Origin of the sequence: Nonomuraea sp. NPDC050663 (genome assembly GCF_044456985.1) — a bacterium.
In the GTDB taxonomy this organism is placed as follows: domain Bacteria; phylum Actinomycetota; class Actinomycetes; order Streptosporangiales; family Streptosporangiaceae; genus Nonomuraea.
This window is the reverse complement of sequence record NZ_JBITGL010000006.1, coordinates 102,748-121,634: the sequence shown is the minus strand read 5'-3', so window position 1 is coordinate 121,634 and position 18,887 is coordinate 102,748. Positions and strand designations below refer to the sequence as shown.

General features: G+C 70.5%; 18 protein-coding genes and 4 tRNA genes. 10 read left to right on the top strand and 12 right to left on the bottom strand.

The window, feature by feature from the left end:
• Positions 1-10: 10 nt before the first annotated feature.
• Both ACIBH1_RS20825 and ACIBH1_RS20820 read right to left on the bottom strand, forming a co-directional pair.
• Positions 11-1,579, bottom strand: a complete 1,569-nt coding sequence (locus ACIBH1_RS20825; protein WP_397315455.1) for a cation:proton antiporter — start codon at positions 1,577-1,579, stop codon at positions 11-13.
• The gene (locus tag ACIBH1_RS20820) at positions 1,579-2,652 is read right to left on the bottom strand and encodes a hypothetical protein (RefSeq protein ID WP_397315453.1); all 1,074 of its coding nucleotides are present in this window, start codon (positions 2,650-2,652) and stop codon (positions 1,579-1,581) included. Before ACIBH1_RS20820 ends, ACIBH1_RS20825 begins: the two co-directional genes overlap by 1 nt.
• A 62-nt stretch (positions 2,653-2,714) precedes the next feature.
• Between ACIBH1_RS20820 and ACIBH1_RS20815 the strand changes: the two genes are divergently transcribed.
• A complete protein-coding gene (locus tag ACIBH1_RS20815; RefSeq protein ID WP_397315451.1) occupies positions 2,715-3,344 on the top strand; it encodes a LysE family translocator in 630 nt (209 codons plus the stop codon).
• Between the two features lie 5 nt (positions 3,345-3,349).
• Here ACIBH1_RS20815 and ACIBH1_RS20810 read toward each other — a convergent pair.
• The 3 genes from ACIBH1_RS20810 to ACIBH1_RS20800 form a co-directional block, all read right to left on the bottom strand.
• Positions 3,350-3,424 (bottom strand) — tRNA-Val (locus ACIBH1_RS20810).
• Between the two features lie 13 nt (positions 3,425-3,437).
• A tRNA-Cys gene (locus tag ACIBH1_RS20805) sits at positions 3,438-3,508 on the bottom strand.
• A 15-nt stretch (positions 3,509-3,523) separates the two neighbouring features.
• A tRNA-Gly gene (locus ACIBH1_RS20800) sits at positions 3,524-3,595 on the bottom strand.
• 113 nt (positions 3,596-3,708) lie between these two features.
• Here ACIBH1_RS20800 and ACIBH1_RS20795 point away from each other — a divergent pair.
• The 3 genes from ACIBH1_RS20795 (at position 3,709) to ACIBH1_RS20785 (ending at position 6,963) form a co-directional block, all read left to right on the top strand.
• The gene (locus ACIBH1_RS20795; protein ID WP_397315450.1) at positions 3,709-4,389 is read left to right on the top strand and encodes an ArsR/SmtB family transcription factor; all 681 of its coding nucleotides are present in this window, start codon (positions 3,709-3,711) and stop codon (positions 4,387-4,389) included.
• Positions 4,390-4,421: 32 nt separating this feature from the next.
• Positions 4,422-5,972, top strand: a complete 1,551-nt coding sequence (gene hutH, locus ACIBH1_RS20790; RefSeq protein WP_397315448.1) for a histidine ammonia-lyase — start codon at positions 4,422-4,424, stop codon at positions 5,970-5,972.
• Positions 5,973-6,045: 73 nt separating this feature from the next.
• Positions 6,046-6,963, top strand: a complete 918-nt coding sequence (locus tag ACIBH1_RS20785; RefSeq protein WP_397315446.1) for an SMP-30/gluconolactonase/LRE family protein — start codon at positions 6,046-6,048, stop codon at positions 6,961-6,963.
• Here ACIBH1_RS20785 and ACIBH1_RS20780 read toward each other — a convergent pair.
• Positions 6,953-8,107 (bottom strand): Rid family hydrolase, encoded by a 1,155-nt coding sequence (locus tag ACIBH1_RS20780; protein ID WP_397315444.1) that lies wholly within the window; start codon positions 8,105-8,107, stop codon positions 6,953-6,955. The two genes, ACIBH1_RS20785 and ACIBH1_RS20780, sit on opposite strands and share 11 nt — an antisense overlap.
• A 57-nt stretch (positions 8,108-8,164) precedes the next feature.
• Here ACIBH1_RS20780 and ACIBH1_RS20775 point away from each other — a divergent pair, with 57 nt between their 5' ends.
• The 4 genes from ACIBH1_RS20775 to ACIBH1_RS20760 all read left to right on the top strand — a co-directional run bounded on the left by ACIBH1_RS20775 (position 8,165) and on the right by ACIBH1_RS20760 (position 13,119).
• Positions 8,165-9,031, top strand: a complete 867-nt coding sequence (locus ACIBH1_RS20775; RefSeq protein ID WP_397315443.1) for a LysR family transcriptional regulator — start codon at positions 8,165-8,167, stop codon at positions 9,029-9,031.
• Between the two features lie 4 nt (positions 9,032-9,035).
• Positions 9,036-10,040 carry a chorismate-binding protein gene (locus ACIBH1_RS20770; protein ID WP_397315442.1) on the top strand — a complete coding sequence of 335 codons (1,005 nt, stop codon included), beginning with the start codon at positions 9,036-9,038 and terminating at the stop codon, positions 10,038-10,040.
• Positions 10,037-10,867, top strand: a complete 831-nt coding sequence (locus ACIBH1_RS20765) for an aminotransferase class IV (RefSeq protein WP_397315441.1) — start codon at positions 10,037-10,039, stop codon at positions 10,865-10,867. The genes ACIBH1_RS20770 and ACIBH1_RS20765 overlap by 4 nt, the downstream gene beginning before the upstream one ends.
• A gap of 341 nt (positions 10,868-11,208) precedes the next feature.
• Entirely contained in the window at positions 11,209-13,119 is a 1,911-nt protein-coding gene (locus ACIBH1_RS20760; RefSeq protein WP_397315439.1) for a serine/threonine-protein kinase, read from the top strand.
• On the opposite strand, the gene ACIBH1_RS20755 is transcribed toward ACIBH1_RS20760, so the two are convergent.
• The gene (locus ACIBH1_RS20755; protein WP_397315437.1) at positions 13,113-14,513 is read right to left on the bottom strand and encodes an LVIVD repeat-containing protein; all 1,401 of its coding nucleotides are present in this window, start codon (positions 14,511-14,513) and stop codon (positions 13,113-13,115) included. The two genes, ACIBH1_RS20760 and ACIBH1_RS20755, sit on opposite strands and share 7 nt — an antisense overlap.
• Positions 14,514-14,613: 100 nt before the next feature.
• On the opposite strand from ACIBH1_RS20755, the gene ACIBH1_RS20750 reads away from it, so the two are divergent.
• Complete coding sequence (locus tag ACIBH1_RS20750) at positions 14,614-15,189, top strand: DUF305 domain-containing protein (protein ID WP_397315436.1); 576 nt, start codon at positions 14,614-14,616, stop codon at positions 15,187-15,189.
• A 22-nt stretch (positions 15,190-15,211) separates the two neighbouring features.
• Here ACIBH1_RS20750 and ACIBH1_RS20745 read toward each other — a convergent pair whose 3' ends face one another.
• On the bottom strand, positions 15,212-15,628 hold the full coding sequence (locus ACIBH1_RS20745; protein WP_181613788.1) for an SsgA family sporulation/cell division regulator: 417 nt from the start codon (positions 15,626-15,628) through the stop codon (positions 15,212-15,214).
• 425 nt (positions 15,629-16,053) lie between these two features.
• On the opposite strand from ACIBH1_RS20745, the gene ACIBH1_RS20740 reads away from it, so the two are divergent.
• Positions 16,054-16,125, top strand: a tRNA-Val gene (locus ACIBH1_RS20740).
• 74 nt (positions 16,126-16,199) lie between these two features.
• Here ACIBH1_RS20740 and ACIBH1_RS20735 read toward each other — a convergent pair.
• The 4 genes from ACIBH1_RS20735 to ACIBH1_RS20720 all read right to left on the bottom strand — a co-directional run bounded on the left by ACIBH1_RS20735 (position 16,200) and on the right by ACIBH1_RS20720 (position 18,807).
• Positions 16,200-16,379: a hypothetical protein gene (locus tag ACIBH1_RS20735; RefSeq protein ID WP_397315435.1), complete on the bottom strand. Its 180-nt coding sequence runs from the start codon at positions 16,377-16,379 to the stop codon at positions 16,200-16,202.
• 446 nt (positions 16,380-16,825) lie between these two features.
• A complete protein-coding gene (locus ACIBH1_RS20730) occupies positions 16,826-17,233 on the bottom strand; it encodes a hypothetical protein (RefSeq protein ID WP_397315434.1) in 408 nt (135 codons plus the stop codon).
• A gap of 881 nt (positions 17,234-18,114) precedes the next feature.
• On the bottom strand, positions 18,115-18,264 hold the full coding sequence (locus ACIBH1_RS20725) for a hypothetical protein (protein WP_397315432.1): 150 nt from the start codon (positions 18,262-18,264) through the stop codon (positions 18,115-18,117).
• A 321-nt stretch (positions 18,265-18,585) separates the two neighbouring features.
• Positions 18,586-18,807 (bottom strand): hypothetical protein, encoded by a 222-nt coding sequence (locus tag ACIBH1_RS20720; protein ID WP_397315430.1) that lies wholly within the window; start codon positions 18,805-18,807, stop codon positions 18,586-18,588.
• Between the last annotated feature and the right edge of the window lie 80 nt (positions 18,808-18,887).

Genomic DNA, 18,887 nt, shown 5'->3' with positions numbered 1-18,887 from the left:
TCGTCCGGATTTACAGCGCGCCGGCGCTGTGCAGGTCGAGGCGGTGCAGCACCTGGTCGGCGGCCTGGGGGTCGACGCCTGGTTCGCGGCGCGCGGTCAGGATCTCGCGGCGCGCGGCCTCCACCATCTCGGTGTCGATGCGCCGCACCTTGCGCATGAGCTCGCCCCGCTGCTCCAGTTGCCGCTTGTAGTCGGCGAACTCGTCGTCGGGAGGCTCGTCCCCGAGGGCGGCCAGGAGCATGCGCTGGCGGCCACGCAGCCGTCCCACGATCTCGTCGGGCACGTCCTCGGTGCGCTCCAGCTCCTCCAGCCGGGCCAGCGCCGCGTGGCCCGCGCGGATGGCCAGCGGCTTGGTGGCCGCCTCCAGCGCGTCGGCCTCGGCGCGCACGCCCAGCGCCGCGACCAGCGTCGGCAACGTCAGCCCCGGCAGCACCAGGGTGACCACGATGACGGCGAAGGCGGCCAGCAGCAGGTCGCCTCGCGCCGGGGTGGCCAGCGGCAACGCCAGGGCCAGCGCCAGCGTGGCCAGGCCGCGCATGCCGCAGAAGCCCAGCACGAGGTCCTCGCGCCAGCTCGCCGAGGCCTGGTCCTGGTCGGAGACCCGGCGGGCGATCGGGCCCGCGAACATCATCCAGACGAAGCGCACCACGACGACGGTCAGGCAGATCAGCAGGGCGCTGCCCAGGTCGGCCCCGCCGGTGTCGATCACCTCGCGCAGCTCCAGGCCGATGAGGCCGAAGGCCAGGCCGGTGATGAGCAGCTCCAGCGTGTCCCAGAACGCGCCGCCGTACAGCCGGTCGCTCACGCCGAGGTCGTCGAAGCCGGAGCGGCCCATCGTCAGCCCGGCGGCCAGCACCGCCAGCACGCCGGAGGCGGCGATCGCGTCGGCGGCCAGGTAGGTGGCGAACGGGACCACGAGTGTCAGGCCGCTGCGCGCGGTCAGCTCGGCGATGCCGTCGCGCAGCCTCTTGGCGAGCAGGCCGACGCCGATCCCGAGCAGCACGGCGACGACCGCCTCGTAGAGGAAGTTCAGCACCGCGGTCGGCAGGGAGTAGCTGCCGCTGGCCATGGCCGCCACCGCCCCGCCGTAGACGACCAGGGCGGTCGCGTCGTTGCACAGGCCCTCGGTCTGCAGCGTGGTGACCAGGCGGCGGGGCAGCTTGAGCGGCTCGGCCACCGCCTCGGCGGCGACCGGGTCGGGCGGCGCGGTCAGCGCGCCGAGCGCCACCGCGGCGGCCACGGTCACGCCCGGGATCACCAGCCAGGCGGTCCAGGCGACCGCGGCCACCGTGACCAGCACCAGCGCGCCCGCCATCCACAACACCGTGCGGCGTTTGGCCCACAACATGCCCCACGAGGTGCGCTGGGCGGCGGCGAAGATCAGCGGCGGCAGGAACAGCGGCAGGATCAGGTCGGGCTCGATGGAGATCATCGGGATGCCCGGCACCAGGGCCAGCACGACGCCCAGCAGCAGCACCAGCACGGGGTACGGCCGGCGGATGCGCTCGCCCACTCCCACCAGCAGCACGGTGGCGAGCATGAGGCCCAGCACCACCGCCAGCTGCCCGAGAGCGTCCATCACCCGTCCCCTCGATCACGCGTCTTGGCCAGCAGGTCCTTCAGGTCGGCCACGATCGGGCGGAAGAAGTCGGCCCGGTCGCCGGAGTTGGTCATCGTGCTGACCGCGAAGTTCATCGCCCCGAAGCCGGCCAGCAGCGCCGCGCACCGCAGCAGCGCCTGCGGCACGCCGAGCACGTGCGAGGGCTTGGGGGTGGCGCCCACCCAGGTCTTCGCGGTGGCCGGATCGACCGCGATCACGCCCAGGACCGTGAAGAAGACGAAGACGCCCAGCCCCACCACGGTCGCCTGGACGAGCTGGCGGGTGGCCAGCACGGTCAGCAGGTTCCAGTGCGCCCCGCTCGACAACGTCGAGGCGGTCTTGGCGTCCTCCAGCTCGTCACGCAGGTGGCTGGCGCTGGCGATCACCGTGACCAGCGCGAACAGCAGCAGCACGAGCGTCAGGCGTTTCCAGCTGATGTGGTCGCCGAGCTGCCACACCTCGGCGCTCAGGAAGGCCAGGAAGGTGACGAAGAGCATGCTCGGCATGGCGCGGCCGTGCAGCTTGCCGGAGTTCTTCAGGTCCGTGAGCGACTGCTTGGCCGCGATGCGGAACAGCGCGACCACGCCCAGGTTGACGCCCACGGCGCAGAGCACCAGCCAGACGGCCGCCCCCACGGCCAGCGTCACCGCCAGGCCCGCGGCGGCCCAGGCGGGGTCGGCCTCCAGGCCGTCGGACAGCTCCGCGTAGGCGGGGGCGCCGTTCTTGGCGTAGTCGGCGACCACGATCAGCGCCGGGGCCAGCACGAACAGCGGCGGCACGGCCAGCGCCACCCAGCGCGGCATCACCCGCCGCCGCTCCCTGAGCGGCCGGCACGCCACCCACGCCAGCGCCGCCGCGCACGACCCGCCCACGGCCATCCACAGCATGTCCCAGCTCTCCAGCGGCAGGAAGATCGCCGCCACCAGGGCCCCGAGGAAGAAGGCCAGACCGGGCAGCATCCTGGGCAGCACGTGGGTGCGCGCGCTCCACCCCTTGACGAGCTGCGGCAGGCCGTTGGCCACCAGGAGGCGCTCGACGGCGTCCGGTTGCATGGGGTCAGCCAAGCACGCAGCGTGATCACCAGGCCGGGCGCAACGCCCCTTATGGTGGATTCATGGACTCCCTTCCGCAGATCCTGGCGTTCGCCGGGGTGGTGATGCTGGGCTCGATGTCGCCCGGACCCGACTTCGCCGTCGTGGTGCGCCGCTCGGTGCAGTCAGGCCGCGGCCACGGCATGGCCGCGGCGGCGGGCATCGCGGTGGGGGTGTTCTTCTGGGTGGTCGCCGCGGCCACCGGCATCGCCGCGCTGCTGGCCGCCTCGGCGCTGGCCTTCACCGTCGTCAAGGTGGTGGGCGCCGCCTACCTGCTCTACCTGGGGGTGCGCGCCTGGCTCGCGGCCGGGCGTACGGCGGAGCCGGCCGCGAGTGGCGCCCATGCCCGTGGCGGCCGGGCGTCGGCCTTCAGCGAAGGGCTCCTGACGAACGCGCTCAACCCCAAGGTCGCGATCTTCATGATCGCGCTCGTCCCGCAGTTCGTGTCGGCGCAGGCGGGGATGGCGCAGGTGCTGACGCTCTCGGCCGCGGCGCTGGTCACCAACGCGGTGTGGTTCGGGGTGCTGGCCAACCTGGTGGCGGTGCTGCGCCGGTTCCTGACGCGGCGGCGGGTGCGGCGGGCGGTCGACTACGTGACGGGCACCGCCCTGATCGGGCTCGGGGTGCACCTGGCGGCGTCGAAGGCGCCGTGAGGAGATGGTGGACGATACTGGGATTGAACCAGTGACCTCTTCCGTGTCAGGGAAGCGCTCTCCCGCTGAGCTAATCGTCCGCGTTCTTCATCGAGGTGGAGACGGGATTTGAACCCGTGTGGACGGCTTTGCAGGCCGCTGCCTCGCCTCTCGGCCACTCCACCGAGCCGGAAGCTCCGAGCGGAAGACGGGATTCGAACCCGCGACCCTCACCTTGGCAAGGTGATGCTCTACCCCTGAGCCACTTCCGCGTTGCCGCTCGTTCGCGGCGACGTAGGCAACTGTAGCGAATACTGGGCGAGTCCCCAAACCGGATTGCATCCTTCGTCGGGCGTCGAAGTGTCGCGGCGGTACGGTCGAAGGCATGGAGGCGGACATCGCGCCGGTCGCGGCGCTCATGGCGGATCCCACGAGGGCCACGATGCTGACGGCGCTGCTGTCGGGCAGGGCGCTGGCGGCGGGCGAGCTGGCCAGGCTCGCCGGGGTGAGCGCGCCCACGGCCAGCGCCCACCTGGCCAAGCTGCTCGACGGCGGACTGGTCGAGGCGGTCAAGCAGGGGCGGCACCGCTACTACCGGCTCAAGGGGCACGAGGTCGCCGAGGTGCTGGAGACGCTGGCGCGGATCAGCGCCCGCCCCGCCGTACGAAGCCTGCGGCAGTCGAGCCAGGCCAGGCAGCTCGAGGAGGCCAGGACCTGCTACGACCACCTGGCGGGGCGGGCGGGCGTGGCGCTGTTCGACGGGATGCGGGAGCGCGGCTACCTGGCCGGGGGCGAGGTGACCGCCGAGGGGGAGCGGGTGCTCGGGAGGCTCGGCGTCGACGTCGAGGGCGCCAGGAAGGCGCGCAGGCGATTCGCGCCCGAATGCCTCGACTGGACCGAGCGCAGGGCCCACCTGGGCGGGGCGCTCGGCGCCGCGCTGACCGGCGTCCTGCTGGAGGAGGAGTGGCTGGTCAGGGGGCGCGCGCCCCGGGCGATCGTGGTGACGGAGAAAGGAAGGCGGGGGCTGGAGGCGACGTTCGCTTGTAAGGAGCTAACATCGCATTAGCCTGTTACCGAGCTGCGAGAGAGTGCGTGAGTATGCGCGACAACGGAGTCGTGAACGTCGGCCCAGAGCCGCTGAGCTTCGCCGAAGTGGTCCAGGTGGCCAGAGGGGGCGCCGCGGTGCGGCTCACCGAGGACGCCGTGGCCGCCATCGCGGCGGCCCGCCAGCGGGTGGAGGAGCTGGCCGAGAGCCCGGTGCCCGCCTACGGCATCTCCACCGGTTTCGGCGCGCTGGCCACCCGCCACATCGATCCCGCCCTGCGCGCGCAGCTGCAGCGCTCGCTCGTGCGCTCGCACGCCGCGGGCAGCGGTCCCGAGGTGGAGACCGAGGTCGTGCGCGCGCTGATGCTGCTGCGCCTGCACACGCTCGCCACCGGGCACACCGGCGTACGGCCGACCACGGCCAAGGCGCTGGCGGGGCTGATCAGCGCCGGGATCACCCCGATCGTGCACGAGTACGGCTCGCTGGGCTGTTCCGGCGACCTGGCACCGCTGGCGCACGTGGCGCTCGCCCTCATGGGGGAGGGTTCCGTCCGCGACGGGTCCGGAACCGTCACCTCCGCGTCAGAGGCGCTGAAGCAGGCCGGCCTCGAGCCGGTCGAGCTGGCCGCCAAGGAGGGCCTGGCCCTGATCAACGGCACCGACGGCATGCTCGGCATGCTGATCCTGGCCATCGAGGACCTGACCAGGCTCCTCAAGACCGCCGACATCAGCGCGGCGATGAGCGTCGAGGCGCTGCTCGGCACCGACCGGGTCTTCGCCCCCGAGCTGCAGGCATTGCGCCCGCACCCGGGCCAGGCCCTGGCCGCCGCCAACATGGTGAAGGTCCTCGACCGCTCCGGGATCATGGCCAGCCACCGCGACCCCGAGAACTGCACCCGCGTCCAGGACGCCTACTCCCTGCGCTGCGCCCCCCAGGTCGCCGGCGCCGCCCGCGACACCGTCGACCACGCCGCCAGGGTCGCCACCTGGGAGCTGGCCAGCGCCGTCGACAACCCCGCGGTGCTCGACGACGGCCGCGTGGAGTCCAACGGCAACTTCCACGGCGCGCCCGTGGCGTACGTCCTGGACTTCCTGGCCGTGGTCGCGGCCGACGTGGCCTCCATGTCCGAACGCCGCACCGACCGTTTCCTCGACAAGGCGCGCAACCACGGCCTGCCCGCCTTCCTGGCCGACGACCCCGGCGTCGACTCCGGCCACATGATCGCGCAGTACACCCAGGCCGCGATCGTCAGCGAGATGAAGCGCCTGGCCGCCCCGGCCAGCGTCGACTCCATCCCGTCGAGCGCCATGCAGGAGGATCACGTCTCCATGGGCTGGGGCGCCGCCCGCAAGCTGCGCCGCTCCGTCGACGGGCTGACCAGGGTGCTGGCCGTGGAGATCCTCACCGCGGCGCGCGCCCTCGACCTGCGCGCCCCGCTCGCCCCCGCCCCCGCCACCGCGGCGGTGGTGTCGGCGCTGCGCGAGACCATCCCCGGCCCCGGCACCGACCGCTACCTGGCCCCTGAGATCGAGTCGGCGGTCCGGCTGGTGGCCGACGGCGTCGTGGTCTCGGCCGTGGAGTCGGTCACCGGCCCGCTGGCCTGACTTCCTGGCAAGTCGCTGTGAAGTGACTCCGTGCCCCTTTGTCCACCAGGGAAAGAGGGGCACAGTGACCCTCATGAAGTTGAGGATCATCGCCACCGCGGTGGCCTGCGTCACGCTGACGGTCATGAGCGCCGCGCCCGCGCAGGCCGGGCCATCGCGCCCCGACACCATCGCCCTGCCCAACGGCTGGCAGCCCGAGGGCATCGCCATCGACCGCGACGGGGACGCCTACTTCGGCTCCCGCGCGACGGGCTCGATCTACCGGGCCGATCTGAAGACGGGCCAGGGCACGATCATCAGCCAGGGTCCCGGCACCCCCTCGCTCGGCCTCAAGACCGACAAGCGGGACCGCCTGTTCGTCGCGGGCGGCACCGGCGGCGACGCCCGCGTGATCGACACCAAAACCGGCGCGCTGCTGAAGAGCTACCAGCTGGCCGCCGCCGGCGCGAGCTTCGTCAACGACGTGATCCTGCACCGCGGCGCCGCCTACTTCACCGACTCGCGCAACCCGGCGATCTACAAGCTGACCCTGGGACGTCGCGGCGCCCTGCCCGAGGCGGCCACCACGATCCCGCTCACCGGCGCCATCCAGTACACGACCGGCAACAACGCCAACGGCATCGAGATCACCCCCGACCGCACCGGCCTGCTGATCGTCCAGTCGAACACCGGCAAGCTCTTCCGCGTCGACCCCGCCACCGGCGTCACCACCGAGGTGAACCTGGGCGGCGAGACCCTCGTCAACGGCGACGGCCTGCTGCTGCGCGGCACCACCCTCTACGTGGTGCAGAACCGCCTCAACACCGTCACCGTGCTGACCCTCGACGAGGCGGCCACCAAGGGCACGGTCACCAAGCGCATCACCGACCCGCGCTTCGACGTGCCCACCACGGTCGCGGCGTGGCGGGGCCGGCTCTACCTGCCCAACGCCCGCTTCACCACCACGCCGACGCCCGAGACGCCCTACACCGTCGTCGCCGTCAAGAAGTGAGGCTGACGATCAGGTCGACCTCCAGGAGGAGTCCGGGCACGAACAGCCTGGACACCTCCACGGTCGTGCTCGCGGGCGGCGTGCCGGTGATGTACCGCCGCCGCACCGCGCCGTAGGCGGCCCGCTGGTCCATGTCGACCATGTAGCTCCGGATGAAGGCGATGTCGCGGAAGGACGCGCCCTGGTCGGCGAGGATCCTGCCGATGTTCTCGAAGATCGCCTCCGCCTGGGCCGTCATGTCGCCCTCCCCGACGACCTTGCCGTCGGCGTCGAGGGCGACCTGCCCGGAGACGTACAGGGTGCCGCCCGCGCGCACCGCGTGGGAGTACATGCCGTTGGTGGCCGGCACCGTGGCGGGATTGACCGGTACGGCACGCGCCTGCCCCGCCTGTTCGACGTAGGGCGCCACCGAGGAGAGGTCACGCGTGCCGTACCCCTCGGCGATGGCCCCGTCGAGCCTGCCCAGCGCCGCCGAGGCCAGGGTCGAGCCCTGCCAGGCGCCCAGGCGCAGGTCCTTGGCGGCCAGCTCGAGCGCGTAGCGTGTCTGCTCCGACGGCACGCGCAACCGCTCGGCCACCGCGCCGAGCGGGGTGGCGCCCAGCACGTCCAGCAGCGCGTCACGGTCGACGCCGTGCGCCGTGCCGTACGCCAGGGTCTCGGCGACCAGCACCTGCGCGGGCACGATCGTGTTCATCACCGCGAGCTTCATGGCCGCCCCCGCCCCGAGCGGCCCCAGTTCGCGCACGGTTCCGAAGATCGACAGCAGCTCGCGCACGCCGGACACGTCGCCGCCCGCCAGGACGGTCAGCGTGCCGTCGGCGGCGGGCTGCACGCTGCCCAGCACCGGCGCGTCGACCAGGGCGATCTCGCGGGGGAGCAGCGCCCTGACCCGCCGGACCGCCTCGGGACCGATCGTCGACATCTCCACCACGGTCGTGCCCGGCCTCAACGCGGGCAGCGCGTCGCCGAGCACCTCCAGCACCGCATCGCCGTCACGCAGCATCGTGATCACGACGTCGGCCTCCGCGACCGCTCCGGCCACCGGCCCGTCGCCGCGCCGCCACGTCGTCACGTCGTGCCCGTTGTCCGTCAGCCGCCGCGCCATGGGCACGCCCATGCGGCCCTGTCCAAGGAAAGCAATCATGCGGCTATTCAACGGATTGGCCAGGCATTCCACAAACGACTAGATTGCATGGCAGCCATGCCTGACATGAATGCCTTGAGATTGTTCGACGAGATCGCCCGGAGTGGGTCCTTCACCGCGGCGGGCGAGTTGCTGGGCTACACCCAGTCCGCCGTCTCGCGCCGCGTGGCCGCCCTGGAGCGCGAGGTGGGCGGCCCGCTGTTCGAACGGCTGGCCAGAGGAGTACGGCTGACGCCGGCGGGCGCCGCGCTCCACCGCCACGTCGTGGCCGTGCTGGAGCGGCTCGAACGCGCGGGCGAGGAGCTGGCCGCGATCCACCGCGGCACCGGCGGCACCCTGCGCATCGGCTCGTTCTCCACCGCCAACGTGCACCTCGTGCCGTCGGCGCTGCGCCGCCTGGCCCGTCCCGGACTGGAGGTGCAGCTGGTCGAGGGGCTCTCTCCTGTCCTGGTCGAGCGGCTCAACGCCGGGGCCCTGGACGTGGCGGTGATCAGCGACTATCCGGCCGGGCTGCCGACCTCGCCGGTCGGGCTGGTGCCGTTGAAGGAGGACGAACTGCTCGTCGCGCTGCCCGGCGAACACCCGCTGGCCGCCCGCGACGAGATCAAGCTGGCCGACCTGGCGGGGGAGACCTGGATCGAGGCCGCCCCGCGCGGCCAGCCGACGCTGCTGACGCAGGCGGCCACGGCGGCCGGGTTCACCCCGCGCGGCGGCCTGCGGGTGGCCGAATGGTCGGGCAAGTTCGGCTTCGTCACCGCCGGGCTGGGCGTCACGCTCGTGCCGGAACTGGCCGCGCGTGCGGTGCCCGAGGGCGTGGTGCTCAAGCGGCTGAGCGAGTCTCTGCCGTCCAGGCGCGTCTACGCCGCCCTGCCGCCCTCCCCGCTGCCCGCCGCGCTGGAGCTCGTCGAACTCCTGAAACAATAGGGACGTGCACGACAGTCTCGCCCACGTGGGAGGCCTGCTGGCCACCGGCCTGCGGGACGTCACCACCGACCTGGCCGCCCTCGACGGGCCCGGCTGGTGGGCCGTCGTGGTCGACTACGAAGACAAGGTCACCTGCGCGCGGTTCGACGAGGTACGGCAGGCGCCGCTGCCCGCCGCGTCCGGTCCCTGGACGGGGCCCTCGCCCTCCTCCTGGCGCAGCTCGCTCGACCGCGACGGCTACGAGCGGGGCGTGCGGCGCATCCGCGACTACATCAGGCAGGGCGAGGTCTACCAGGCGAACCTGTGCCGGGTGCTCGACGCCCCCATGGTGCCGGGCGACGACCCGCTGGCGCTGGCCCACCGGCTGGCCCAGGGCAATCCCGCCCCGCACGCCGCCTTCATCCGGCTTCCCGGGCTGACCGTGGTGTCGGCCTCGCCCGAGCTCTACCTCTCCCGAGACGGGATGACGGTCACGTCGCGGCCGATCAAGGGCACCGGGGTGAGCGCCGCCGACCTGCTCGACAAGGACTACGCCGAGAACGTGATGATCGTCGACCTGGTCCGCAACGACCTGGGCATCGTGGCCGAGGTCGGCTCGGTCGAGGTGCCCGAGCTCTGCGTGGTCGAGGAACATCCCGGCCTGGTGCACCTGGTCTCCACCGTGCGGGCCCGGCTCGCGCCGGGACGCGGCTGGGCGGAGCTGTTCGCTGCCACATTTCCTCCTGGTTCGGTCACCGGTGCTCCTAAATCTTCCGCTTTGCGCATCATCAATGAGCTCGAACCTTCGCCCCGCGGGCCGTACTGTGGGGCGGTGGGCTGGGTCGACGGCGACCGGCGCACAGCGGCCCTGGCCGTCGGCATCCGCACCTTCTGGATCGCCGGCGACGAGATCCGGTTCGGCACCGGTGCCGGCATCACGTGGGGCAGCGAGCCGCGGCGCGAATGGCACGAGACCGAACTGAAAGCCGCACGGCTCATCGAACTAGCATCCTCAGGAGGCTTGGCATGAACGTTCCCGTCTGGGTCAACGGGGAACTCCTCGACCCGGCGCAGGCCCGCGTCTCGGTCTGGGACCACGGCCTGATGGTCGGCGACGGCGTCTTCGAGACGATCAAGATCGTCGACGGGCGGTCGTTCGCGCTCACCCGCCACCTCGACCGCCTGGCCCTCAGCGCCCAGCGCATGGACCTGCCCGCGCCCGACACCGCGGCGATCGCCGACGGCATCGACCAACTCCTGGCCACGGCACCCGCCTGGAAGCTCGGCCGCATCCGCGTCACCTACACCAGCGGGCCCGGACCCCTCGGCTCCGACCGCGGCACCCAGGGCGCCACCACCGTCGTCATCGTCGACGAGCAGCCCGCCTTCCCCGCCACCGCCAACGTCACCGTCGTGCCCTGGCCGCGCAACGAGCGCGGAGCGCTGTCCGGCGTGAAGTCCACCTCCTACGGCGACAACGCCAAGGCCCTCGCCTACGCCAAGGCGCGCGGCGGCGGCGAGGCGATCTTCGGCAACCTCGCCGGCAACCTGTGCGAGGGGACGGGGTCGAACATCTTCATCGTCTCCGGCGGGCGGCTGCTCACGCCGACCCTCGAGTCCGGATGCCTGGCGGGGGTGACACGGGCCCTCGTGCTGGAGTGGTTCGGGGCGGAGGAGACCGACATCCCGCTGAACGCGCTGTACTCAGCGGAGGAGGCGTTCCTCACCTCCACGACGCGCGACGTGCAGCCGATCGGGCGCGTCGACGACACCTCGCTGCCGGCGGCGCCGGGGCCGGTGACGCTGAAGGCGATGGAGGTCTTCGCCGAGCACGCCGCGGCCAACCTGAACCCGTGACGCCCCGCCGTCGCTGAGCGACTCTCGTGACGCCGGCCGCCGCCGGGGGCCGCGTGTGACCCGGCCGTCGCCGGTCGAGGTCGCTCGGAGGCCTGGGGCCGCCCGGGCCGGGCAGGTCGTTTGGGCCGGGCGGGTCGTTTGGGTCGTTTGGGTCGTTTGGGTCGTTTGGGTCGGCCGGGTCGTTTGGGTCGGCCGGGTCGTTTGGGTCGGCCGGGTCGTTTGGGTCGTTTGGGTCGGCCGGGTCGTCTGGGTCGGGCAGCTCGCTTGGGCCGGGCGGATCGCTTGGGATCGCTTGGGTGCGCTGGCCTCCGCCTGTGGCGCATGATCGCTAGCATGCTGCCGTGCCCTTAGAAGCGCTGCGCCCCGGCGACCCCACGGCTCTCGGCCCCTACCGGCTCGAAGGCCGCCTCGGCCGGGGCGGCCAGGGCGTGGTCTACCTTGGGCGCGACCCCGGCGGCGAACCCGTCGCGATCAAAGTGCTGACCGGCGAGCTCGACCGCGCCTTCGCCCGCGAACTGGCCGCCGCCCGCCAGGTCGACGAGTTCTGCACCGCCCGCGTCATCTCCTCCGACCTCGACCACGACCCGCCCTACGTCGCCGCCGAATACATCGACGGCCCTGCCCTGTCGGCGATGGGCGTCGTACGCGGCGCCGCGCTCACCCGCCTGGCCATCGGCACCGCCACCGCCCTGGCCGCCATCCACCGGGCGGGCGTGGTGCACCGCGACTTCAAGCCGGGCAACGTACTGATGGGCCCCGACGGGCCACGCGTGATCGACTTCGGGATCGCGCGGCTGGTCGGGGCGACCGTCACCAAGGACGGCGCGGCAGGCACCCCGCCGTACATGGCTCCCGAGCAGTTCACCGGGGAGGGCGTCGGGCCGCCGGTCGACCTGTTCGCCTGGGGCTCGACCATGGTGCACGCGGCCACGGGACGGCCGCCGTTCGGCAACGACACCTTCGCGGCAACAGCGCACCGCATCCTGCACGGGGAGCCGGAGCTGGGGGAACTGGCGGAACCGCTGCGGTCGATCGTGACGCGGTGCCTGAGCAAGGACCCGGCGCTACGGCCCACTGCCCGCCAGGTGCTGCTGGAACTGCTGGGGGAGGAGGCCGCACAGCCGGTGGAGCCCGCTTCGTCCGGTGAGGCCGACCCTGCAGCCTCCTCGGCCCCGCCCCCACCCGCACCCGGCCTCGGCCCCGCGCCCGCGCCCGCGCCCGCGCCTGGACCCGTACCCGCACCGTCGCCCGCGTCCGTACCCGCACCCGGCCACGGCCCCGCACCCGGCCCCGGCCCCGCACCCGGCCACGGCCCTGCACCCGCGGTCGGCCCCGCACCCGCGCCCGCGGTCGGCCCCGGATCCGGCAGCTCGCGAACGCAGGAGCCCGGCCGCATCTCCCGCCGCCGCATGCTGACCGGCGCGGTGGCGGCCGGCGCCGGTGTCGCCGTCACCGGCGGGCTGCTGTGGCGCTTCTGGCCCACCGACACCGCGTCGGCGTCCTCAGGAGCGCGGCCGAGCACCGGTCAGAGCGCCACCACGACACCCATGGGCCCGAGCGCCACCCCCTCGGCGACCCCGACCCCGACCCCGACCGCCACCCCGACCCCGACGCCCGACGGTGCCGTGCAACCCCCTCCCGCCGACCCCATGGCGCTGGCCCTGGCGGTCGAGGAGGCCCTCGCCGAGACCTCTCTCGCGAACCTGGCCTTCGACGGCTTCCTCTCCCAGAGCTCCTTCAAGCTGGACGCCACGGGACAGGTGAGCCTGCCGCCCGGCGCGCTCAGCGACAACGCCCGCAGCGACTTCGCGATCAGCGTCAAACCGGAGGACCCCGCCGACGCCCCGTTCTCCTTCGCCGTCCGCGAGGGCGAGCTCTTCATGGGAGGCAAGCGCGTCTACGACCCGCCGGGCCACGACTACATCCAGGCGGTCCGCACCACCGCGGGCCTGGAGGTGCTGCTCGACTTCGTGCAGCTGGCCCCGCGTGTGCGCAGGTCCGGGACGAGCTACAGCGCCGTCATCCCCTTCTCCCAGTCACCGGAGCAGTTCAAGGGCTGGATCATGGCCTGGACGGAGCAGGGCGACGACAACGCCTTCGCCCGCGACACCGTCGAGTGGAAGCTGAGCCTCGACCGATCCAACCGCCCGGCCCGTTTCGTCGTGTCGTGGCGGTCGCTGATCATCGGCCAGACCGTCTCGCACACCTTCACCAGCGTCTACTCCCGCTGGCGCGCAGGGGCGATTCAGTAGATCTTCTGCGTCTGCACGTTGAAGTCGTCCATCTTGACCTGCTTGGCCGGATCGGTGAGCGGGTCGGAGATCTCGATCACGTCCAGGCCGCGGATGATGTCGCTGGAGTAGATGTAGCCGTTGTAGTAGTACGCCGACCAGGATCCGGCGATGACCGAGCCGGAGTTGTCGGGGCCGCGTTCGAAGAAGCCGATCTCCTTGGGGTTGTCGGAGTCGGTGAAGTCCCACACCGACACGCCGCCCTGGTACCAGCCCTGGACCATGATGTCCTTGCCCGCGACCGGGATCAGCGAGCCGTTGTGGGCGACGCAGTTCTCCGTGGTCTGCTGCTCGCGCGGCATCTTGAAGTAGCCCCGCCGTACGAGCTTGCCGTCCTTCAGGTCGTAGATGGCGTTGGCGCCCTTGGTCTCGGGGGTCTTGGAGTCGCAGGTGGCCATGCCGCCGCCGCCCAGCTCGTCGCCGAAGATGACCTTGGTGGCGTCGTTGTTGAAGGTCGCCGAGTGCCAGATGTCGAAGTTCTCGGTATCCCTGACCTGCTGGAGCACGACCGGCTTGACCGGGTCGGTGATGTCGAGCAGCACGCCGTCGCCGAAGCAGGCCGCGGCGGCCAGGTTCTTCTCGGGGAAGGCGGTCACGTCGTGGCAGCCGTGCAGGAAGGAGCCCTGCTGGCCGTCGGGGAAGATGTCGGGGCTGGACACCACCTTGGCGCTCTTCGGGTCCTGCAGCGGGATCTCCACGACCTGGATCAGCTCGTGCGGCGACGGGCAGGTCTCGGAGTCGGGCGAGGGGCCGGGGGAGGAGACGTAGACGTAGAGCGTCTGGCCGTCCTTGCCGGGGATCATGGTGTGGGTGTGCGAGCCGCAGTTCGTGGCGACCGAGGAGACGTATTTCGGGCTCTTCTTGTCGCTGATGTCGAACAGGCGCAGCCCTTCCCACTTCGTCCCGTGCTTGGAGGTGCACGTCTCGTCGGAGCGCGTCTCGTCGACCGACAGGATCAGCAGGTTGCCGTGCACCGACACGTCGTTCTGCTGGCCGGGGCAGGAGACCGAGCTGACCAGCTTCGGCTGGGTGGGGTCGGCGATGTCGACGACGCTGAAGCCGTCGAAGTTGCCGACGTACGCGTAGGTGCCCTGGAAAGCCAGGTCGGAGTTCCACGCCATGGGGCCGTTCAGCGGAGCCTGGCGCGGCAGGTTGGCCACCAGCTTGACGTTGTCGCTGGTCATCACGTCATCGTCGGCGGAGGCGCCGGCCGACGGCGTGGCGGCGGGCTGCGTCGTGCCCGGGACGACCGGCGGGGCCGTCTCGACCCGCTGGGCCTCTCGCTCCGGGGTCGCGCAGGCCGTGGCCAGCAACAACGCCGCGCAGACGGCCGCGGCCAACTTGGTGGAGATCACCTGGTCTTCCTTCCCGGACGAGTGCATCACTATGGAAGCTATGGCAGGAAGGTTCCGAGCGCGTCGTGCGATTGTCACAGTTATGGTGACAGTTGCCCTCATGGGCGCTCTCGCCGGCTGCTCCGGGGAGGAGCCCACCGGCGTGGTGGGAACGGGTGCGCCGGTGATCGTGCCGGGCAGTCCCGGCGCCGCCGGCCGTACGGCATCGCCAGGTGAGACGCTCGCGGCCACCACCGAACCGGTCGCCGCCGACGTGCTCTTCGCCGAGTCGATGATCCCGCACCACCGGCAGGCACTCGAGATGGCCGGGCTGGCGCCGGGCCGCGTGGCCGACCCGAAGGTGCGCGCTGTCGCCGAACGCATCGCGCTCACCCAGGAGCCCGAGATCAGGCAGATGACCACCTGGCTGTCCGCCCTGGGCCGTACGGCAAGCCACGATCACACGACGGGCATGGACGGCATGGCGACCCGGGAACAGCTGAACGCCCTGCGCGCCTCGAAGGGAACTCCGTTCGATCGGCTCTTCCTCGAGCTCATGATCAGGCACCACGAGGGCGCGCTGAAGATGGCCGAGCGGGAGCTGGCGGCAGGGCGTGATCAGCAGATGCGGATGATGGCGCGCGAGGTCTACTCCGGGCAGAGCATCGAGATCGCCCGCATGAAGGACCTGCTCTGAATCCGGGGGTCGGTCTTTCCGGTCAGGACGGCCAGAGCATGTTCGTGAGCTCGGCGTCCAGGTCCATGAAGTCGGTCTCCCGGCCGGCCGGCACCAGCTCGTAGGTGCGATGCAGGAACTCCGTCAGCGGCGCCAGCGGCACCTCGAAGAGTGCCTGGCCGAAGGGCGAGGTGAGGGAGATGTGCAGGGTCCGCTCGCCGTCGGCGCGTGCCGGCCACACCTGCACGTCGCCGTCGCCGACGCGGCGCACGATGCCCACGGTCAGCAACTCGCGGGCGAAGATCCACTCGACCGGCTCGTCGTTCCCCACGTGAAAGGCCATGCGGATGGCATACGGGTCGTCGGCCGTGTAACTCAGTCCGGCGAGCAGGGGGACGGTCGTACGGTCGGGGACCACAAGCCGAAGGCCAAGCTCGGCGGAGACGGTGGTGCTGTTCATCGTCAGCCAAACCTTTTCGTCGTACGGTCCCCTCTCGGGGCTTTCACTGCTCTGACGGACTTCGTCCCGAGCTATGACGCGGAACGAAGAAACCTGTAGGAAAGATTCCGCTTCCAGGGCCTTCTGTAACGCACATCACAGCAGGACATTTAGGCATCTACCTGGCGAAACGGCCCCAACCGGGTCGTGTTTGCTAGGGTTTTGCGTCTTGTAGAGCTGCCCCGGGTGAGCGCTTACCGCGCCTATCGGACGAAAGATCACGTTCCGCGCCTACCGGGACACGACGATGCTATGCGACGAGTCGCCATGCTGGTGGCCAAGCGCAACATTGCGCCCGAATCCTCCACCTCCCGCGTCGCTTCGACGGATGGTCCTGGAGTGCGGTATGGTTTTACCCGTCGGCGCCGCAAGGAGCCGCCAATCCCGGGCGATTAGCTCAGCGGGAGAGCGCTTCGTTCACACCGAAGAGGTCACTGGTTCGATCCCAGTATCGCCCACCCACCCGAAGCTCGTCAGGTGTTTGGTTCCTGGCGGGCTTTCGTGCTGCTCAGAGCCGGAACGGCTAACGCGATCACTCATCCAGATCTTCCGCGGTCAGTAGATCGTCTTCCCCTTGTGGGTCTTCCGGGGAGATCGAAGTCAGCGAGTCGTCAGCAAGCACCTCGCGCACCCTGCCGAAACGCTCCCTCGTGGAGCGCGTGTAGAGGGTGAGCGTGGTCGAGATCTGCTCGTGGCCGAGGAGGCGCGCCAAGTCGTTGATCGGACTCCCTCCGACATGAGCCACGTCGCGTAGGAGTGCCGGAGATCATGTAAGCGGAGCCCGCTTGCCGCGTTGTGCGCTACCCAGCGAACCGGCTTGTTCCGAGTTCCAAATCGGTGCGTGTGCTCCAGCCCCCTCAGCGTCCACGGAGGCGGGCGAGGATAGCCCAGTCACTCTCCTTGACCGCGCCGAGGAGGCCAGCCTCGACGGGCGCGGGCCGCCAGACCCGAGGGCGGAAGAGTATAAGGCGAACGGGCCCGCCCACCGAGTTGACGAACACCTGGCCAAGGACGCCCCACTTCACGCCGACCGGCGGACCAAGGGCCAAGGTCTTCCAGTGGGAGCTCCAGCCTTGCCTTCTGGCCCTTGGCCCGCTGCATTGCATGTGGACGAAGCAGACGGGCCAATCGGGGCCGGTGGCTGGGGGCGGTGATCAGTCAGCGGTCGAACCAATTGGCTGATACTTGACGGGCGAGCAGATAGACCACGATCAGAGGCAAGGCCAAGCCGGTCAAGGCGCTGAGTCCGCCGCCTGTGCCCTCAGTTGCCATCACATAGACGGAGCTGAGAATGCTGAACCCCTCAACTGCGAAGATTGTGAGCCGCACCCAACTTCTGCGGGAGCGGATCATGAAACTGAGCACCCCGAGCAGGATCACACCCACCGCGCCGGGGATCAAAAGGAGCAGGGCAAGCCTGGCTTCCTCGGTCATGGGGATGTCGCTGGCAAAGACGGGGATAAGGAACGCGAAGCCCATCAACCCCAACCCCGCCTGGATCCACATGATCAGCCGAGCGGTTGAAACATACTGCGGCAGCTGCTCAGTGCGCCGGATGTCTGACATGGGGCCTCAAGGGGGAGAAGATCGCTAATTTGGGGTGAGCATAGAGGAGGAAGTGGACAACTGACTACGTTGCGGGTCGGTGACGCCAGAGTTGCTGAGCAACAGTCACTGGTTCGATCTCCGCATCACCCACCCAGCTCAAAGGCGAAGTGACCTAGCCCCTGAGCATCGGATGGGTCATCCTCCTGAGTGACCGGCCGGATCTGCAACCGAAAGGCCTTCGGGGTCACTCGCGACCCTCCGGCGTGTCCGAAGAGCCGGAGATCTGCTCGATAGCGCCTCGTCGGGCGACAGCAGCAGACGCAGTTGTGGGGCAATTCCCGAGGAGTCCAGTCTTTGCTTGCAACCCGATGAGGTGCTTCCTGACGAGGATGCAATTAGTCTCGATCGTCGACTCCGAGCGGCCGGGCGCCCTAACGCCAGTCACTTTCGCACCGCGTCGGCGACGGTGTCCCGGCCGGAGCGACAGGCAGACTGCCATCGAGATCCCGGACGCATCTCCTTCAGCTCGGCTTCGGTCTTGGTACGGCCAGCGGACTTGCGGGTGACGCGCCGACCAGATGGGATGTAGTCGATGGTCACCTCGGCGATCCAGCGCTGGCGGCCCCTGCTTCAGAATAGGCAGCCGCATCGCCACGTGAGCGTTTCGTGGCTATCACATGATCCGCGCCCCCAGTGGCCGGGTTCGTTGCGGACGTACTGGATGTCGGGGCATGCGCACGGGTTGACCGGGCGGCCGTCGATCACCAGGAAGGGGATGCGCGCCCGGCTTCGCGAGCTGCGCTCTGCACGGACGCCTGCCACTGCCAGGGAACCGTGGCACCCGTGACGCGGCATAGGAGTGCAGGCCGATCGAGTCGGGCCAGGCGCCGGGGGTGTGATCACCCGGGCGGCAGGGACTCGCAGGCAAGCCCGTTACCGTCCCGGTCCAGGTCGTGCACATCCGCGCCGTGAATCTTCCACTGCTTGTCATACTCTCGCTGCGCCTGCGGCTGCGTCTTGAAGTCGGGGGTGCAGTCGAGGTCTCGCATGTGGTCTGCGTAGGCGATGGATGGTGCTGCGATGAGGCCAGCCGCCGCGATCCCTGCGACGGCGATTCGGCGAAGTGTGTCCATAGGCCACGTTAGGCATCTATCGCCCTGCCCATCACCTACGTCGACAGCAAAGAGTCAGCGTCGAAAGATTGGCTTGACTTCCCGGTCCCAGCGTCCTCTCCCCGGCGGAGAGGACCCCTCGCTCTCCCGGCGCGGAGGGCTTCTTCGGGGAACGAACTCGTTGGTTAGGCCTCACCGCAGGCTTGCTGTTCTCTGATTCGAGTTCGACGCCTGTCTCAGAGGCCACCATCAGCAGCATCACCCTCCCTCATCCTCGTGATCGTGCCCCCTCGCCTGAAGGGGGCGGACGAGGCCGAGGGCCGCGCTGATGACGAAGATGCCGACGAGCACCCCGATCAGATCGGAGACGCGGTCGGACAGGGTCGTGCGCTGGGACAGCTCCCAGATCTGCAGGCCGATCCAGGCGGCTCCCAACAGCGCCCAGGCGGCCCAGGGGACGCGCGTGATCCATTTCGGCATGGCTGGAGGACCTCCGTCTGCTGGCGTCAGGGCCCTCATGGTGCGCCCTCCACCTTGACGGGTGCTTGCAGGACGAGGGC

Bases quoted from the DNA above. Each gene is read 5' to 3' on its own strand.
- ACIBH1_RS20825 (WP_397315455.1), bottom strand. From the start codon at position 1,579: ATGGACGCTCTCGGGCAGCTGGCGGTGGTGCTGGGCCTCATGCTCGCC.
- ACIBH1_RS20820 (WP_397315453.1), bottom strand. From the start codon at position 2,652: ATGCAACCGGACGCCGTCGAGCGCCTCCTGGTGGCCAACGGCCTGCCG.
- ACIBH1_RS20815 (WP_397315451.1), top strand. From the start codon at position 2,715: ATGGACTCCCTTCCGCAGATCCTGGCGTTCGCCGGGGTGGTGATGCTG.
- ACIBH1_RS20795 (WP_397315450.1), top strand. From the start codon at position 3,709: ATGGAGGCGGACATCGCGCCGGTCGCGGCGCTCATGGCGGATCCCACG.
- hutH (WP_397315448.1), top strand. From the start codon at position 4,422: ATGCGCGACAACGGAGTCGTGAACGTCGGCCCAGAGCCGCTGAGCTTC.
- ACIBH1_RS20785 (WP_397315446.1), top strand. From the start codon at position 6,046: ATGAAGTTGAGGATCATCGCCACCGCGGTGGCCTGCGTCACGCTGACG.
- ACIBH1_RS20780 (WP_397315444.1), bottom strand. From the start codon at position 8,107: ATGATTGCTTTCCTTGGACAGGGCCGCATGGGCGTGCCCATGGCGCGG.
- ACIBH1_RS20775 (WP_397315443.1), top strand. From the start codon at position 8,165: ATGCCTGACATGAATGCCTTGAGATTGTTCGACGAGATCGCCCGGAGT.
- ACIBH1_RS20765 (WP_397315441.1), top strand. From the start codon at position 10,037: ATGAACGTTCCCGTCTGGGTCAACGGGGAACTCCTCGACCCGGCGCAG.
- ACIBH1_RS20750 (WP_397315436.1), top strand. From the start codon at position 14,614: ATGGGCGCTCTCGCCGGCTGCTCCGGGGAGGAGCCCACCGGCGTGGTG.
- ACIBH1_RS20745 (WP_181613788.1), bottom strand. From the start codon at position 15,628: ATGAACAGCACCACCGTCTCCGCCGAGCTTGGCCTTCGGCTTGTGGTC.
- ACIBH1_RS20730 (WP_397315434.1), bottom strand. From the start codon at position 17,233: ATGTCAGACATCCGGCGCACTGAGCAGCTGCCGCAGTATGTTTCAACC.
- ACIBH1_RS20725 (WP_397315432.1), bottom strand. From the start codon at position 18,264: ATGCGAGACCTCGACTGCACCCCCGACTTCAAGACGCAGCCGCAGGCG.
- ACIBH1_RS20720 (WP_397315430.1), bottom strand. From the start codon at position 18,807: ATGCCGAAATGGATCACGCGCGTCCCCTGGGCCGCCTGGGCGCTGTTG.